The organism is Pseudomonas sp. NFR16, assembly GCF_900108875.1.
Taxonomy (GTDB): Bacteria; Pseudomonadota; Gammaproteobacteria; order Pseudomonadales; family Pseudomonadaceae; genus Aquipseudomonas.
In genome coordinates this window covers 251612-266669 of the sequence record NZ_FNYJ01000007.1, presented here as the reverse complement: position 1 = coordinate 266669, position 15058 = coordinate 251612, and the positions used below count along the sequence as shown (strand labels likewise).

Here is a 15058-nt window from a genome sequence, read left to right as displayed (position 1 = left end):
ACATGCAAGCTGCCAACCCGCGTCGCGGGTACATTCTTGGCCTGAGTGCCTACATCATCTGGGGATTGTTTCCCATCTACTTCAAGTTGCTTTCAGCAGTGCCTGCGGTGGAAATCATCGTCAATCGCGCGATCTGGTCGGCGATCTCCGGGTCCTTGTTGCTGCTGGTCTGGAAGCATCCCGGCTGGTGGCGCGAGCTGCGTGATAACCCCCGACGCCTCGCCATTCTGGCGTGCAGCGGCTCGCTCATCGCCGCCAACTGGTTGATCTACGTGTGGGCGGTGAACAACGACCACATGGTCGAAGCGAGCCTGGGGTACTTTATCAACCCGCTGGTGAATGTGATGCTGGGTCTGGTCTTACTGCGCGAAAGGCTGCGCCCGCTGCAATGGGTCGCCGTTTTGCTCGCACTTGTCGGCGTGGCCCAGCAAGTATGGCAAGTGGGCAGCCTGCCGTGGATCTCTCTCGCGCTGGCGTTCACGTTCGGTTTCTACGGCCTGATCCGGAAAAAGGCGCCCGTTGCGGCGTTACCGGGACTGGTCGTGGAGACCTGGATCCTCGTGCCGCTGGCGATTGGCTGGCTGGTGTTCAACCCGCTGGCGCATAGCGCCCAACCTGAGTTCTGGACGACCTCGCAAGCAATCTGGCTTGCCGCCGCAGGCCCGGTCACGCTGGTGCCGTTGGTCTGTTTCAACGCCGCCGCCCGACATCTGCCCTACGCCACATTGGGCTTCTTGCAATACATCGCGCCGACGTTAGTCCTGGCTTTGGCAGTGCTCATGTTCGGCGAGCACATGAACCCGGCGACAATGGTCACGTTCACGTTCATCTGGACCGGGCTGATCATCTACAGCGTTGACGCCTGGCTTGCGATGCGACGTCGGGCCGAGCGCTGATCATTTAATAAACAGCGCGCTGCAGGCCACGGTGCACGTGGCCTGCAGCAAACAACGCGCAGGTTATCCACAACCTCATTCAACCTATTTGTGCACAAGCCGTTGAATTTGAACGTTTTTTGATCAACCTGCGCAAAGCCTTAATCTACGTGGTCTGCAGCTCAGTATCCGCAGGTTATCCACAGCCAGACGCATGAAAATACTGGATAACCTTGGCTGGCTGCATCTCGGCAGAACGCGCCCTCGGAAAGCCGCCTAGACCTGCTCGTCCGCTTTGAGTGTCAACTCAACCATCAGGTCGTCGGCCAACGTTTCCAGGCAGCGTTGCAAAACATCCAGAGACAGAGTCAGCGGCAGCCCCAACAAGGCGTGCGCGCGGAATAACGGTTCGCTGCTCATGGGCGCCGGCTCCACGTTAGTCACCAGCCGCTCAACGTTCACCCCCTGCTCAGTCAACAAGCGCGTGACATCGCGCACGATGCCGGGACGGTCCGCGCCAACCAGTTCCATGTTGATGGGCTTCCAGGCGGCGGACGTTTCAACGCCCCCTTCGGCGAACTGCACGCGGATGCCATCTGCCGACAGCGCTTGCAGTGCACTGCGCAATCCATCCTGGGATTCGGCAGGCACCCCGATTTTCAGAATGCCGGCGAACTGCCCGGCCATGTGGGTCATGCGGCTTTCCAGCCAATTTCCACCATGATCGGCAACGCACGCGGCAATTTGCTCGACCTGACCTGGCTTGTCCGGGGCGAAAACGGTGACGATGAGATGATCCACGGTCGACTCCTCTTTGTGCCCATCCGCGGGCAGATTCATCTGCCTGCAAGGCTGTCGGGCAAGTATAGGCAAGGGCTGCGACTACGCCCGACGACATCAGCAAGCGATATTATGTGTACGATCCTGATAATTATCTGGAACAATCCCCAACGTTTTTGAGAACATCCGTAACCGCGATATGACCACAGCCGAAATTCCGGTCGCTCGGTGACATATTTTGTGTGATTTTCACACCGCGACTCATCATGTAGTATCCCCACGCGTTCACTACATACCGTTACCCAGACGTAAAACGATGCCTGACCCAGCGTCACTGCATTCAACAGGGCGCGAGTCCCAGCCGCCAAAAATGGCATGTTCTGGCGTGCGCCATGCAGCGATGTCGATGGCTTTAACAAGAGAGCGCTCAAGATTGAAGCGCAGATAGCTGAGTAGAGTGAGGCAAGCAATGACTGAGCACGTTCAAGTCGGTGGCCTTAAGGTCGCCAAAGTCCTGCTGGATTTCGTGAACAACGAAGCCATCCCCGGAACCGGCATTGACGCCGCTGCATTCTGGGCCGGTGCCGACAAGCTGATTCATGAGCTGGCGCCGAAAAACAAAGCCCTGCTCGCCAAACGTGATGATTTCCAGGCGCGCATCGACGCCTGGCATCAGTCCAATGCTGGCAAGGCCCATGACGCCGCCGCATACAAAGCCTTCCTGCAGGAAATCGGTTATCTGCTGCCAGAAGCGGCGGACTTCCAGGCCACGACGCAAAACGTCGATGAAGAAATCGCCCACATGGCCGGTCCGCAACTGGTCGTCCCGGTCATGAACGCCCGCTTCGCCCTCAACGCCTCGAACGCCCGCTGGGGTTCGTTGTACGACGCCTTGTACGGCACCGATGCCATCAGCGAAGAAAACGGCGCGGAAAAAGGCAAGGGCTACAACAAGGTACGCGGCGACAAGGTCATCGCGTTCGCCCGCGCCTTTCTGGACGAAGCCGCGCCATTGGCCGCCGGCTCTCACGTCGACTCCACCGGCTACAAGTTGGTCGACGGCGTACTGATCGTCAGCCTGAAAGGCGGCACCAACACGGGCCTGCGTGACGACGCGCAACTGATCGGTTTCCAGGGCGATGCGTCAGCGCCCACTGCGCTTCTGCTCAAGCACAACGGCTTGCATTTCGAAATCCAGATCGACGCCACCAGCCCTGTCGGCCAGACCGATGCAGCAGGCGTTAAGGACGTGCTGATGGAAGCAGCCCTGACGACCATCATGGATTGCGAAGACTCCATCGCCGCAGTCGACGCCGACGACAAGGTCGTGGTGTATCGCAACTGGTTGGGCTTGATGAAAGGCGACCTCGCGGAAGAAGTCGCCAAGGGCGGCACTACGTTCACCCGCACCATGAACCCCGACCGTGTCTACACCTCACCCGAAGGAACACCGATCACGCTGCACGGCCGCTCGCTGCTGTTCGTGCGCAACGTGGGTCACCTGATGACCATCGATGCGATTCTCGACAATCAGGGCGACGAGGTGCCGGAAGGTATCCTCGACGGTCTGCTGACCAGCCTGGCGGCGATTCACAACCTCAAGGGCAGTACCTCGCGGGCCAATAGCCGTGCGGGTTCGGTGTACATCGTCAAACCCAAAATGCATGGCCCCGAAGAAGTCGCGTTCACCAACGAGTTGTTCGGCCGCATTGAGGACGTACTGAATCTGCCGCGCAACACCCTGAAGGTCGGGATCATGGACGAGGAGCGTCGGACCACGATCAACCTCAAGGCTTGCATCAAGGCTGCAAGCGAGCGTGTGGTGTTCATCAACACTGGTTTCCTGGACCGCACCGGCGACGAAATTCACACCTCGATGGAGGCCGGGCCGGTCGTGCGCAAAGCGCAGATGAAGGCTGAAAAGTGGATTGGCGCGTACGAAAATTCCAACGTCGATATCGGCCTCAAGTGTGGCCTGCAAGGCCGCGCGCAGATCGGTAAAGGCATGTGGGCGATGCCGGACCTGATGGCCGCAATGCTGGAGCAGAAAATCGCTCATCCGCTGGCGGGCGCCAATACCGCGTGGGTACCGTCGCCGACCGCCGCCGCCCTGCACGCGCTGCATTACCACAAGGTCGACGTGTTCGCCCGCCAGGCCGAACTGGCTCAGCGCGCACCGGCGTCGGTCGACGATATTCTGACCATTCCGCTGTCGCCGAACACTGACTGGTCGGCAGAGGAGATCCAGAACGAACTGGACAATAACGCCCAGGGCATCCTCGGTTACGTCGTGCGCTGGATCGATCAGGGCGTCGGCTGCTCGAAGGTGCCGGACATCAACGACATCGGTCTGATGGAAGACCGCGCCACGCTGCGTATTTCCAGCCAGCACATCGCCAACTGGCTGCGTCATGGCGTGGTCACCGAGCAGCAAGTGATGGAAAGCCTCAAGCGCATGGCGCCGGTTGTTGACCGTCAGAACGCAGGCGATTCCTTGTATCGCCCCCTGGCTGGGGACTTCGACAGCAACATCGCGTTTCAGGCGGCTGTCGAGCTGGTGATTGAAGGCGCCCGGCAGCCGAACGGCTACACCGAGCCGGTGCTGCATCGCCGCCGTCGGGAGTTCAAGGCGAAGAACGGTCAGTAAATGCCCCGGTGAACAAAAAGGCGGCGTGTCTCACGACACACCGCCTTTTTCATTGTTGAGGGATTCAGCAGCACAACAGTTCTGCCCGCTGTGGCAATTTTGGGAAAATCACTGCCAATGAGCCGAACGGCTGGGGTGACGATGACTCCTGCAGGAGCGCCTTTGCCTGCCAAAAGCCGGTACATCCGACACATTACGGCCGAATGCACCGATGCATCGCGGGCACAGTGGACTGCGGGGGCACTACGCCATTCCCAATTCCCGCTTCACCAGCCGAAGCAGCTGCTTGGTATTGATGGGTTTAAGCAGAAAGTCCACGACGCTCAGATGCATCGCATCAATGGCATCGCGCACGTGCGCATCGCCCGACACGATAATGATCGGCAACGCGGCACGATCCGAGTCACGCACTTGTCGTATCAGGTCCAGACCATCGCATGGCGCCATGCGCAGATCAGTGATCAGCAGCGCGATCGAGGGTCGGGTTTCCAGCAGGTGCATGGCACTGGTGCCGCCCGCGGCGGTAATACAGCTGATGTCGTTGAGACTGAGAATTTCGGCCAGAACTTCCCGAGCATCCTTGTCGTCATCGACGATCAACACCCGTTGTGGCGATTGCGATGCAGGCGCAAGCATCACCTCATTAAGGGCCTCGCGCTCTTCATCACTCAAAATATCGTGATCGAACATACCCGTCTCATCTTCCCGTCGACTTCTCATTCTGACAGCGCATAAAGACAGAATACGCTGCGTACTTTGTCGGCTTCCTGCCAGGCTCTTCACGCCTTTGCGCGGTACACACCGAGAGGTTTTAGCACCACTGTTCGATGTCATCCAGCGCCATTTCCGTCACCTAAGACTTACGTCCAATGGGCACTGTCCGATAAGCGGTCGACCATGGAGCGTATAAAAACAAGCGGTATCGGTCATGAGCAAAGCGGACGCTTTCACCCAGGCAGGCAAGACAGCCGTGTTGCAGAACATTCACGGCACGATGCAATTCCTGCAAAAATTCCCGCCATTCAATCAGATGGAAAATGCCCACCTGGCGTATCTGGTCGAGCAGTGCCAGCTGCGTTTCTACGCTACGGATGAGAGCATCATCAAGCCTGGCGATGGGCCAGTAGAGCACTTTTACATCGTTAAACAAGGTCGGGTGGTCGGTGAACGCCCACATTCGGCGAAAGGCGGCACTGAGACGACATTTGAAATCACCACCGGCGAATGCTTTCCGCTCGCCGCGCTGCTGGGCGAGCGCGCTACCCGGACTGAGCATCTGGCCGCCGAAGACACCTTCTGCCTGCAATTGAACAAGCAGGCGTTCATCAAGCTGTTTGCCCTCTCCGGCACCTTCCGCGATTTTGCTTTGCGCGGCGTCAGCAGCCTGCTCGAACAGGTCAATCAACAAGTAAAGCAGAAGGCCGTTGAAACGCTGGGCACGCAGTATTCGCTCAACACCCGCCTGGGCGAACTGGCGATGCGTCATCCGGTGACGTGTCCCCCGCACACGCCGTTGCGCGAAGCGGTCAAGCTGATGGACGAGCAACAGGTCGGCAGCATTGTGATCGTCGATGAGAGCAAGGCGCCTCTGGGGATCTTCACGCTGCGCGATCTGCGCCAGGTCGTGGCCGACGTTACGGCTGACTTCGGCGCCCCTGTCGAACGCAGCATGATTCAGTCGCCGTTCTACCTCAGCCCCGATGCCAGCGCGTTCGATGCCGCCATCGCCATGACTGAGCGACACATCGCCCACGTGTGCCTGGTGAAGGATCAGCGCTTGTGCGGCGTGGTGTCGGAGCGTGATCTGTTTTCCTTGCAGCGAGTAGACCTGGTGCATCTGGCGCGTACGATCCGCAACGCCCCGCGCATCGAGTCGTTAAGCAACCTGCGTGGCGATATCGTCCAGCTGGTCGACCGGATGCTGGCCCACGGCGCGTCGTCGACGCAGATCACCCAGATCATCACGCTGCTCAACGATCACATGGTTTGCCGGGTCATCGAGCTGGTGCTGGAGGAGAAAGGTGATCCGGGCATTACGTTCAGTTGGCTGTGCTTCGGCAGCGAAGGCCGCCGCGAACAGACCCTGTACACCGATCAGGACAACGGCATTCTGTTCGAAGCCAAAGACGCCGCAGAAGCCGCCGAGATCCGGGGACGTCTGCTGCCAATCGCCGAGCGGATCAATCAGGGCCTGGCGCAATGCGGCTTTTCGCTGTGCAAGGGCGGCATCATGGCGAGCAACCCTGAACTGTGCCTGTCGCGCATCGAGTGGGCGCGACGCTTTGCTGCATTCATACGTGAAGCCACACCGGAAAACCTGCTGTCGTCGAGCATCTATTTCGATCTGCGTGTGGTCTGGGGTGACGAAAGCGGCGGCGAGCAGTTGCGCCAGAGCATCCTTGCGCAGGTCGCGGACAACAAATTGTTCCAGCGCATGATGGCCGACAACGCTTTGCGCCAGCGCCCGCCAGTCGGGCGCTTCAAGGACTTCGTGGTGGCGCGCAAGGGCAACGAAAAAGACACGCTGGATCTGAAGACCCAGGGCCTCACGCCATTCGTGGACGGCGCGCGCCTGCTCGCGCTGGCCAACGGAATCGCTGCCAACAATACCCTTGAACGCCTGCGCCAGCTGGTGGCCAAAGAAGTCATCGATCCGCTGGACGGCGCCGCTTACGAGGAGGCGTACCACTTCATCCAACAGACTCGCATGCAGCAACACCAGCAACAAAGCCGGCAGAATCTGCCGTACTCGAACCGTATCGACCCCGATGTCCTCAACCATCTGGATCGCCGGATCCTGCGCGAGGCCTTCCGCCAGGCGCAGCGGCTGCAAACCAGCCTGACCGTGCGCTATCAACTGTAAGCCATGTGAATGCCCGACCCATGAACCTGTTTCAGTGGCTAAAGCCACCCAAGCGCGCAAAAGCGCCTGACCTGACTCCTGACCAGCGCCTGCGGCTGAGCGAGCTGCCACGCCCCGCTGCCCTGAACGCCAAGTCGCTGCGTCAGCAGCGTTGGGTCGTGCTCGATCTGGAAACCAGCGGCCTGAACATGAGCCGCGACGAAGTGCTGTCGATTGGCGCGGTGGTCATCGAAGACGGTGCGATCGATCTGGGTCAGCAGTTCGAGCGAACGTTGCTGCGCCCCGATCACAAGTTGAATCCGAGCGTGCTGATTCATGGCCTGGGGCCCAGCGCGATTGCCGCAGGCAGCGAGCCGGTGGACGCACTGCTGGATTTCATGGCGTTCGTGGGTGACTCACCCTTGTTGGCGTTTCATGCACCTTTCGACCAGCACATGATCGGTCGTGCATTAAAGGAAAGCCTGGGTTATCGCCTGCAGCATCCTTTTCTGGACGTGGCCGAACTGGCGCCGCTGCTGTTTCCCAAGGCGTGTCTGCGTCAGGCCGGGCTGGACGACTGGACGGCGTTCTTCGGCCTGCACGCCGAAGAGCGGCATCACGCCAGCGCCGACGCCATGGTCACGGCGGAGCTGGCGCTGATCCTGTTCAGTCACGCCCGGCGTCAGGAGATGGACAGCCCGATCCAGCTGGCGCAAGGCCTGGCGAAATGGCGACGCAGGCAGCAGTCGCATTCGTTCTGACCGGATGACTGTTGCGTCAACGACCTATCTCCAGATGACAGCGATCCATTTCCCCACACCGACCTGCTGTCGCAAACCGTTTGGCTCCTTGTCGTGAAGACCAATTGCCAGCATCCATTGGCTCTGCCACAATCGCGAATAGTTCTCGTTAGTCACTTCGTTCTCCCCGGTGCGCTCGTGTCGTTAATTCAAAGTCCCCAGAATCAGCTTGTCGGAACGCTCTACCGCGATCATCGCAGCTGGTTGCTGGCATGGCTGAAGCGAAACGTCGCCTGCCCGCATCGCGCCGAGGACCTCAGTCAGGACACTTTCACTCGCCTGCTGGGCCGCGAGCAATTACCCGAGCCACGCGAGCCCCGGGCCTTTCTGGTGTCGGTCGCCAAGGGCCTGTTGTTCGATTACTTCCGACGCGCCGCGCTGGAGCAGGCCTACCTGCAAGAGCTGATGCTGATTCCCGAAGCAGAGCAGCCTTCCCTCGAGGAACAGCAACTCATTCTCGAAGACCTCAAAGCGATTGACCGCATGCTCGGCAAACTGTCGACCAAAGCGCGCGCTGCCTTTCTGTACAGCCGTCTTGACGGTATGACTCATCCGGAAATCGCTGAAAAAATCGGTGTTTCGGTGCCGCGCGTGCGTCAGTACCTCACTCAGGGCATGCGCCAGTGCTACGTCGCGCTGTATGGCGAGCCGACGTGAGCCGCATTCCCGTTCGCCCGGTTTCGGCTAAGGTGCTTGACGCGGCAATCGCCTGGCAACTGTGTCTGGATTGTGGCCAGGGCAGCGATGCCGAGCGCGAGGAGTTTGCCAAGTGGTATGCCGCCAGCGACGAACATGCCCGCGCGTGGATACAACTGGGCATGCTCGATCAGCGTTTCAAAGGCGCGACCGGCCCTGCGCGGGCAGCCTTGATGCGCTCGCGTGATGGCGTCGGGCAGCGGATGCGTAAGCTTGGACGAGGCGTTGCCGGCATTGTGGTGGCGCTGGGCCTTGCGCTTTTCCTGTCGGATCACTACCTGCCGCTCAACTACTGGCTGGCCGATCAGCGCACGAACACTGGGGAGCAGCGTACGATTCGGCTATCGGACAACACCCTGATTCGGCTGAACACCCACAGCGCACTGGACGTGAAGTTCGACGACAAAATGCGCCGCGTCGTCCTCCAGGAAGGGGAAATCTTTGTCGAGACCGGCAGTCACGATGATCCGCGCCCCTTCATCGTCGAGACCCGCGAAGGACAAATGCGCGCGCTGGGTACGAAGTTTCTCGTGAAGCGACAAGAAGACGGCACGCTGCTCGGCGTGTTGCAGTCAGCCGTTGCCGCACATCCACAAGCGAACAATCATGAGCTGGTCATTCACGAAGGCCAGCAGATGCTCATTCAGCGCAGTACGTTAGGACCGATGGTCGCACTGTCGCCGGGGGCGGATGCCTGGATGCGCGGCATGCTGGTGGTGGACAACGCCCGTCTGGAGGACGTGATCACCGAGCTGGGCCGTTACCGTCGTGGCCATCTGAGCGTAGCGCCCAGTGTGGCCGACCTTCGCATCACCGGCAGCTTCCCGCTGAACAATACCGACCTGGCGCTCAAGGCCTTGACGCCGACATTGCCGGTAGCCATCGAAGAACGCACCCAATGGTGGGTCACCGTCGTGCCGGGCGATGCGCAGCAGGCGCGCAAGCTGTAACCCCTCCATTCTTTAGAGCAGGCGAACATTTCGCGACCAGGTCCATCAAGACCTCGCGGCGCAGCACCTGGGTACCGCAGCTGAGTCCGCAGGATCACCTACGCCGGGAATGAGCCCGCAAAAACGCAAATCGAAATAATTTTCGATCAGCCCTATCACTTTTCAGATCTCGTTCGGCACATAGGCATTGAGAACCATTTAGCCTCAGGAGCCGCCCATGTCCCGCACGCTTCAAACCTACCTGCGCCCCAGTCTTCTGGCTGTCGCCGTCGCTCTCGCCGCACCATTGGCGAGTACGCAACTCATGGCGGCCTCTCAGGCGTCCAGCGTGCGGGCCTATAATCTGCCGTCTGCACCGCTTTCTACCACGCTGACCCAGATCGCAAGCCAGGCAGGCCTGGCGCTGTCGCTGGATCCGTCGCTGGCGGCCGGCCGGACTTCGGCACCGGTCCAGGGCCAGTTCGACGCACCGGGCGCCATGGCCCAGGCACTGCGCGGGACAGGCTTGCAACTGAGCCAGACGTCAGCGGGCACGTACAGCCTCATCGCAGCACCTGAGGGTGTGATGGCGCTGCCAGAGACGAGCATTCAGGGACGTCAGGACGGTTACGAGTCGGCGTGGGGTCCGGTTGAAGGTTACGTGGCGACCCGGACGGCGGCAGGTACCAAAACCGACACGGCACTGGTTGAAGCCCCCCGCTCGATTTCTGTCGCGACTCGTCAGCAGATGCAGGATCGCGGCGTCCAGAACCTCGATGATGCCGTGAAATACATGCCCGGCATCGTCTCCAGCAGCTACGGCAGTGATACACGCGCCGATTGGCTCCGAGTCCGAGGATTCGAGCCGACCCAGTTCCTGGACGGCCTGCCACTTGCAAAAGGTATCTACGCCAACCCGAAAATGGAGACGTGGGATCTGGACCGCGTCGCCTTGCTGCGTGGTCCGGCCTCGTCCGTGTATGGTCAAACCCCTCCGGGCGGCCTACTTGACATGGTCAGTCGCCGTCCTCAGGCCGAGGCAAGCCACGAGGTTGAAATTCAATACGGCAGCGACAACCATCGACAGATCGATTTCGCCAGCACCGGCAAGATCGACGATGAGGGTCAGTTCCTGTACAGCCTCAGCGGCGTGGTGCGCGACAGCGGCACTCAGATCGACCATATCGACAACAAGCGCTACAACATCGCGCCGAGCCTGACCTGGAATATCGATCCCGACACCAAGCTGACGTTTCTGAGCCAGTTCACCCGCGACGATACAGGTATTACTAGCCAGTTCCGCCCTGTACAGGGCACCAAAATAAGCATGCCCTTCGGTGATATTTCTCACCACAAGAATCTGGGCGATCCGGACTGGGAATACTACGACCGTACTTACTACTCGCTCGGCTATTCGTTCGAGCATCGTTTCAACGATACCTGGCAGTTCCGCCAGAACCTGCGCTACAGCAAGTCGGATCTGTCGTTCCAGAGCATTACTCCAGGCTCGTATCCTTTCGTTCAAGTCGACGATGAGGGCAACCTGCCGTCTCGTACCACCACGAGCACCGATGAAGACATTTCTCAGTTCGCTGTAGATAACAACTTGCAAGGCAACTTCAACACCGGCGACATCGCACACACGTTGCTCATCGGCCTGGATCAGCAGCGCAGCAATACGAACTACACCTCGATCTTCGGCAGCGCTCCGGGCATCAATGTGAACAACCCGGTTTATGGCCTGCCGATCACACGACCACCTCGCTCGTCTGCGTTCTACGACTACGATCAGAAACTGGTCCAGACCGGCGTCTACTTGCAGGACCAGATGGCGCTTGATCAATGGCGTCTGACGCTAGGCGGTCGCGAAGACTGGATTCATTCCGGCACTAAATTTTTTAACCGCGCCGGCGCAACCGATACCCAGCGAGACAAAGCGTTCAGCGGAAATGCGGCGATCAGCTATGTATTCGATTCGGGCTTCGTCCCCTATCTGTCGTACGCTGAGTCATTCCAGCCGACCAGCAGCGCAACATCGACTGGTGACTCGTTCAAGCCGACCGAAGGCGAGCAGTGGGAGCTGGGGATCAAGTACCAACCGCCTGGCAGCAATACACTGCTCAGCGCTGCGGTCTACGACCTGACCCAGAAAAACGTTTCCGTGACGACGACCAACAGCAGCGGCGTGACAATCACGAGTCAGACCGGTGAAGTCAAAGTCAAAGGGCTGGAGCTCGAAGCAGTTTCCGAAGTCACCGATAATCTGAAGGTTATCGCTTCGTACACGCTGGCCAAATCCGAAGTACAGAAAGGAACGTTCAAAGGAAATCGTCTGCAACTGATGCCTAATCAACAAGCCTCCCTGTGGACCGACTACACGTGGCACGAAGGCGTGCTGAACGGCTTTGGTATTGGCGCGGGTGCGCGTTACACCGGCAATACTTATGGTGATCAGGCCAATACCTGGCTGGGCAAGGCCAACGCCTACACTGTCTTTGACGCAGCAGTGCATTATGACCTCGGCAGCGTGAACAACTCCCTCAAGGGCACCACCGTCGCGGTTAAAGCGACCAACGCGTTCGACAAGGACTACATTTCGACTTGCGACAGTTTCTACTGCTATTACGGCGACCAACGCAGCGTCGTAGCAAGCGTGAACTACAAATGGTAATCGTTTAAACTCTCATCGCTGAAAACCAGGGCCGCTCGTAACAGCGGCCCTTTTTGCTTGCGTTCAATTCGGTATTCGCACGATGAAAAGCCAAACCATTCGCCGCTGGTCGTTCATCCACACGTGGAGCAGCCTGATCTGCACGCTGTTTCTGCTGATGCTGTCCATCACCGGCCTGCCGCTGGTATTCCACCACGAGATCGAGCATTTGCTGGGGGATGCGCCGGAATTCAAGGAAATGCCCGCAGATACCCCACGCAAGGATCTGCAGCAACTGGTCGCCGCCGCCGAGGCGCACCGACCGGGTGAAGTCGTGCAATATTTTGGCTGGGACGAAGATGAAGCCAACGGCCTTTACGCCTTCATGGGGAAAACCGCCGGGGGCGATCCCAACGAGACCCACACCTTCATGCTCGATGCCCGGACCGGCGAAGCGGTGGAAACGCCGTCTGCCAACGGCGGATTCATGATGGTCATGCTGCGTCTGCACGTCGACATGTACGCCGGCCTGCCCGGCAAGCTGCTGCTGGCTTTCATGGGTCTGCTGTTTGCGCTGGCGATCATTTCCGGTGTCATACTGTACGCGCCGTTCATGCGCCGCCTCGATTTCGCCACCGTGCGACCGAACAAATCGACCCGCGTGCGCTGGCTCGATCTGCACAACCTGATCGGCGTGGTAACCCTGACATGGGCGTTCGTGGTTGGCCTGACGGGCGTGCTCAACGCCTGCGCGGATCTGGTCATCGAGCAATGGCGCAACGACGCGCTCATGACGATGGTTGCGCCTTACCGCGACGCCCCGCCACTGACAGACCGCGCGCCGGCCACACGCCTGCTCGAGATCGCACAAACCACCGTGCCGGGCGCAGAACCTTCGTTCATCGCATTTCCGGGTTCGCGGTTTTCAAGCGAGCATCACTACACCGTCTTCATGAAAGGCGATACTCACCTGACCTCGCACCTGCTGACGCCAGTGCTGATCGATGCGCAGACGCTGAAAGTGACAGCAATCGTCAGCAGCCCGTGGTACATGGACGCACTGATGCTCTCGCAACCGCTGCACTTCGGCGACTACGGCGGCATGCCGATGAAGATCCTCTGGGGCATTCTCGACGTGCTGACCATTATCGTCCTCGGCAGCGGCGTCTACCTGTGGTGGGTGCGCCGACGCGCCGCAGCAGCGGTCAATGTGTCTCACGCGACAGCGGAGGTCGCATGACCCGGCACAAGAAACATCCGGCCTTCTGGAAAACCTTCGGCAAACCCGTCTGGATCGCCCTGCTGACCGCCGCCGGGCTCTTCGCCGCACTGCTCGGCGACGGCGCCTGGGACGTACTCGCCTGGGTCGGCATGGGTATCCCCGCCTGGCTGAGCGTCAAAGGCCTGATGGTAAGGCGCAGGGCTTGAGTCGAAAGTGAATCCTTATCAAAGGGCTGACTGCGCACGTTTGAGCCAGTGCTATGCACTGGCGATAACTCTGTAAGAACACTCCTGCAACAAGACAGAACACATCTGACACTCCCTGAGCCAGATGCGTCCCGCAATGGGACTCGCTCGCCCGGACAATCCATATCCAGCCATATCGGCTTTCACAATATTGATCCGGAGATACCCACATGACGCTCGACGCCTTTCTCAAGATTGATGGAATTCCCGGTGAATCACTGGATGAACAGTGCAAAGACTGGATCGAAATCACTGGATATTCGTTCGGGACTTATCAGAGCGCATCCGTAACAGCCAGTACGGCGGGCGGAGCAACCAACGGGCGGACACCTCAAGGGGCACAGTCCTCAGCATCCTTGATGCTGAAGGTTAATGCCGGCCGCTGATGGGGAGTCTTTTATCCGTTGCGATCATGGCGCTGACGGTTTTGGGGATATCTCGGATCACCAGAAACTGGCGTTTTCAGTGGATAGCGGGCCTTGCGCTCATTGCCGTTTATTTTAAATACCTGACGCCTTGGGTCGTATTGGCTGAGGAGGCAAGAGATAACCACTTTCTGGATTACGAAATATTGCTTTTTGGACTGTGTTATCTGGGACTGGAACTCGTGACAAACAGTGTGCGCCGCTGGTGGCGGGATGATGAGGTGAAATAGAGCGCAGTACAGGTGAAACAGGATATTGCGCAGCGTTCTGCCCCTGACTAGTCTAAGGACCGGTCCGATCAGGGGAATGTCCATGTCTGCGCCTAGCATGACGCTGTATTACAACGCCGCTTCGCCGTTTGTGCGCAAGGTGCTGATTCTGCTTCACGAAACCGGGCAGACCGGAAGGGTTGGCCTAAGGCCTGTGACGGTCACGCCGGTTACGCCGGACAGCGACCTGTGCCACAACAACCCCAGCGGAAAGATCCCGGCGCTGTGCCTGGCCGACGATAACGTGATTCACGACAGCCGGGTCATCCTCGACTATCTGGACCACCAGCATGTCGGTAGTCCGCTGATTCCCCGAGACGGCTCGGCACGCTGGAGACGTCTGACACTGGCGTCGCTGGCCGATGCCGTTCTCGATGCGGCGGTGCTGATTCGTTACGAGACGTTTCTGCGCCCGGAGGAGAAACGCTGGGACCAGTGGGTCGACAATCAGAGCGAGAAGATTTCCCGCTCGCTCGCGTATTTCGAAACGGAGGCGGTGACCGAGCTGAGTGCCAACTTCGACATTGCCTCGATCAGCCTCGCCTGCGCGCTCGCGTATCTGGACTTTCGCCAACCTGATCTGGGCTGGCGCAGCAGTTATCCGCGTCTGGCCAACTGGTACTACGGAGTCAGCCAGCGGCCATCGATGCTGGAGACCACGCCTACGGTTTGACGCGC

At 59.4% G+C, this 15058-nt stretch carries 13 protein-coding genes and 1 pseudogene; 12 read left to right on the top strand and 2 right to left on the bottom strand.

Going from position 1 to position 15058, the window contains the following annotated elements:
- The first annotated feature begins 2 nt into the window (after positions 1-2).
- Positions 3-896, top strand: a complete 894-nt coding sequence (rarD, locus tag BMZ10_RS24545) for an EamA family transporter RarD (RefSeq protein ID WP_093468549.1) — start codon at positions 3-5, stop codon at positions 894-896.
- Between the two features lie 255 nt (positions 897-1151).
- Here rarD and BMZ10_RS24540 read toward each other — a convergent pair whose 3' ends face one another.
- On the bottom strand, positions 1152-1676 hold the full coding sequence (locus BMZ10_RS24540; RefSeq protein ID WP_093468821.1) for a glycine cleavage system transcriptional repressor: 525 nt from the start codon (positions 1674-1676) through the stop codon (positions 1152-1154).
- A gap of 448 nt (positions 1677-2124) precedes the next feature.
- Between BMZ10_RS24540 and BMZ10_RS24535 the strand changes: the two genes are divergently transcribed.
- Positions 2125-4302: a malate synthase G gene (locus tag BMZ10_RS24535; protein WP_093468548.1), complete on the top strand. Its 2178-nt coding sequence runs from the start codon at positions 2125-2127 to the stop codon at positions 4300-4302.
- Positions 4303-4545: 243 nt separating this feature from the next.
- Here the strand turns inward: BMZ10_RS24535 and BMZ10_RS24530 are convergent, their stop codons facing one another.
- A complete protein-coding gene (locus tag BMZ10_RS24530) occupies positions 4546-4992 on the bottom strand; it encodes a response regulator (RefSeq protein ID WP_093468547.1) in 447 nt (148 codons plus the stop codon).
- Positions 4993-5230: 238 nt separating this feature from the next.
- Here BMZ10_RS24530 and BMZ10_RS24525 point away from each other — a divergent pair, with 238 nt between their 5' ends.
- The 10 genes and pseudogenes from BMZ10_RS24525 (at position 5231) to BMZ10_RS24480 (ending at position 15053) form a co-directional block, all read left to right on the top strand.
- Entirely contained in the window at positions 5231-7165 is a 1935-nt protein-coding gene (locus tag BMZ10_RS24525; protein ID WP_093468545.1) for a putative nucleotidyltransferase substrate binding domain-containing protein, read from the top strand.
- A gap of 20 nt (positions 7166-7185) precedes the next feature.
- A complete protein-coding gene (locus tag BMZ10_RS24520) occupies positions 7186-7905 on the top strand; it encodes a 3'-5' exonuclease (RefSeq protein ID WP_093468542.1) in 720 nt (239 codons plus the stop codon).
- Positions 7906-8082: 177 nt separating this feature from the next.
- On the top strand, positions 8083-8601 hold the full coding sequence (locus tag BMZ10_RS24515) for an RNA polymerase sigma factor (RefSeq protein WP_093468540.1): 519 nt from the start codon (positions 8083-8085) through the stop codon (positions 8599-8601).
- The gene (locus BMZ10_RS24510; RefSeq protein ID WP_093468537.1) at positions 8598-9590 is read left to right on the top strand and encodes a FecR family protein; all 993 of its coding nucleotides are present in this window, start codon (positions 8598-8600) and stop codon (positions 9588-9590) included. Before BMZ10_RS24515 ends, BMZ10_RS24510 begins: the two co-directional genes overlap by 4 nt.
- A 217-nt stretch (positions 9591-9807) precedes the next feature.
- Positions 9808-12240 carry a TonB-dependent siderophore receptor gene (locus tag BMZ10_RS24505; protein ID WP_093468535.1) on the top strand — a complete coding sequence of 811 codons (2433 nt, stop codon included), beginning with the start codon at positions 9808-9810 and terminating at the stop codon, positions 12238-12240.
- An 82-nt stretch (positions 12241-12322) separates the two neighbouring features.
- Entirely contained in the window at positions 12323-13459 is a 1137-nt protein-coding gene (locus BMZ10_RS24500; protein WP_093468532.1) for a PepSY-associated TM helix domain-containing protein, read from the top strand.
- Complete coding sequence (locus BMZ10_RS24495) at positions 13456-13647, top strand: hypothetical protein (protein WP_093468529.1); 192 nt, start codon at positions 13456-13458, stop codon at positions 13645-13647. The genes BMZ10_RS24500 and BMZ10_RS24495 overlap by 4 nt, the downstream gene beginning before the upstream one ends.
- A gap of 209 nt (positions 13648-13856) precedes the next feature.
- Positions 13857-14015 (top strand): annotated as a pseudogene (locus BMZ10_RS24490) (type VI secretion system tube protein Hcp); the annotation flags it as partial.
- An 83-nt stretch (positions 14016-14098) separates the two neighbouring features.
- Positions 14099-14341: a hypothetical protein gene (locus BMZ10_RS24485; protein WP_143070331.1), complete on the top strand. Its 243-nt coding sequence runs from the start codon at positions 14099-14101 to the stop codon at positions 14339-14341.
- An 82-nt stretch (positions 14342-14423) separates the two neighbouring features.
- Positions 14424-15053, top strand: coding sequence for a glutathione S-transferase family protein (locus BMZ10_RS24480; protein ID WP_177182213.1), 630 nt, complete (start codon positions 14424-14426; stop codon positions 15051-15053).
- The last annotated feature ends 5 nt before the right edge of the window (positions 15054-15058 follow it).

Coding starts and splice junctions, on each gene's coding strand:
- BMZ10_RS24500 (WP_093468532.1), top strand. CDS start 12,323: ATGAAAAGCCAAACCATTCGCCGCTGGTCGTTCATCCACACGTGGAGC.
- BMZ10_RS24530 (WP_093468547.1), bottom strand. CDS start 4,992: ATGTTCGATCACGATATTTTGAGTGATGAAGAGCGCGAGGCCCTTAAT.
- BMZ10_RS24535 (WP_093468548.1), top strand. CDS start 2,125: ATGACTGAGCACGTTCAAGTCGGTGGCCTTAAGGTCGCCAAAGTCCTG.
- BMZ10_RS24525 (WP_093468545.1), top strand. CDS start 5,231: ATGAGCAAAGCGGACGCTTTCACCCAGGCAGGCAAGACAGCCGTGTTG.
- BMZ10_RS24505 (WP_093468535.1), top strand. CDS start 9,808: ATGTCCCGCACGCTTCAAACCTACCTGCGCCCCAGTCTTCTGGCTGTC.
- BMZ10_RS24480 (WP_177182213.1), top strand. CDS start 14,424: ATGTCTGCGCCTAGCATGACGCTGTATTACAACGCCGCTTCGCCGTTT.
- BMZ10_RS24485 (WP_143070331.1), top strand. CDS start 14,099: ATGGCGCTGACGGTTTTGGGGATATCTCGGATCACCAGAAACTGGCGT.
- rarD (WP_093468549.1), top strand. CDS start 3: ATGCAAGCTGCCAACCCGCGTCGCGGGTACATTCTTGGCCTGAGTGCC.
- BMZ10_RS24495 (WP_093468529.1), top strand. CDS start 13,456: ATGACCCGGCACAAGAAACATCCGGCCTTCTGGAAAACCTTCGGCAAA.
- BMZ10_RS24520 (WP_093468542.1), top strand. CDS start 7,186: ATGAACCTGTTTCAGTGGCTAAAGCCACCCAAGCGCGCAAAAGCGCCT.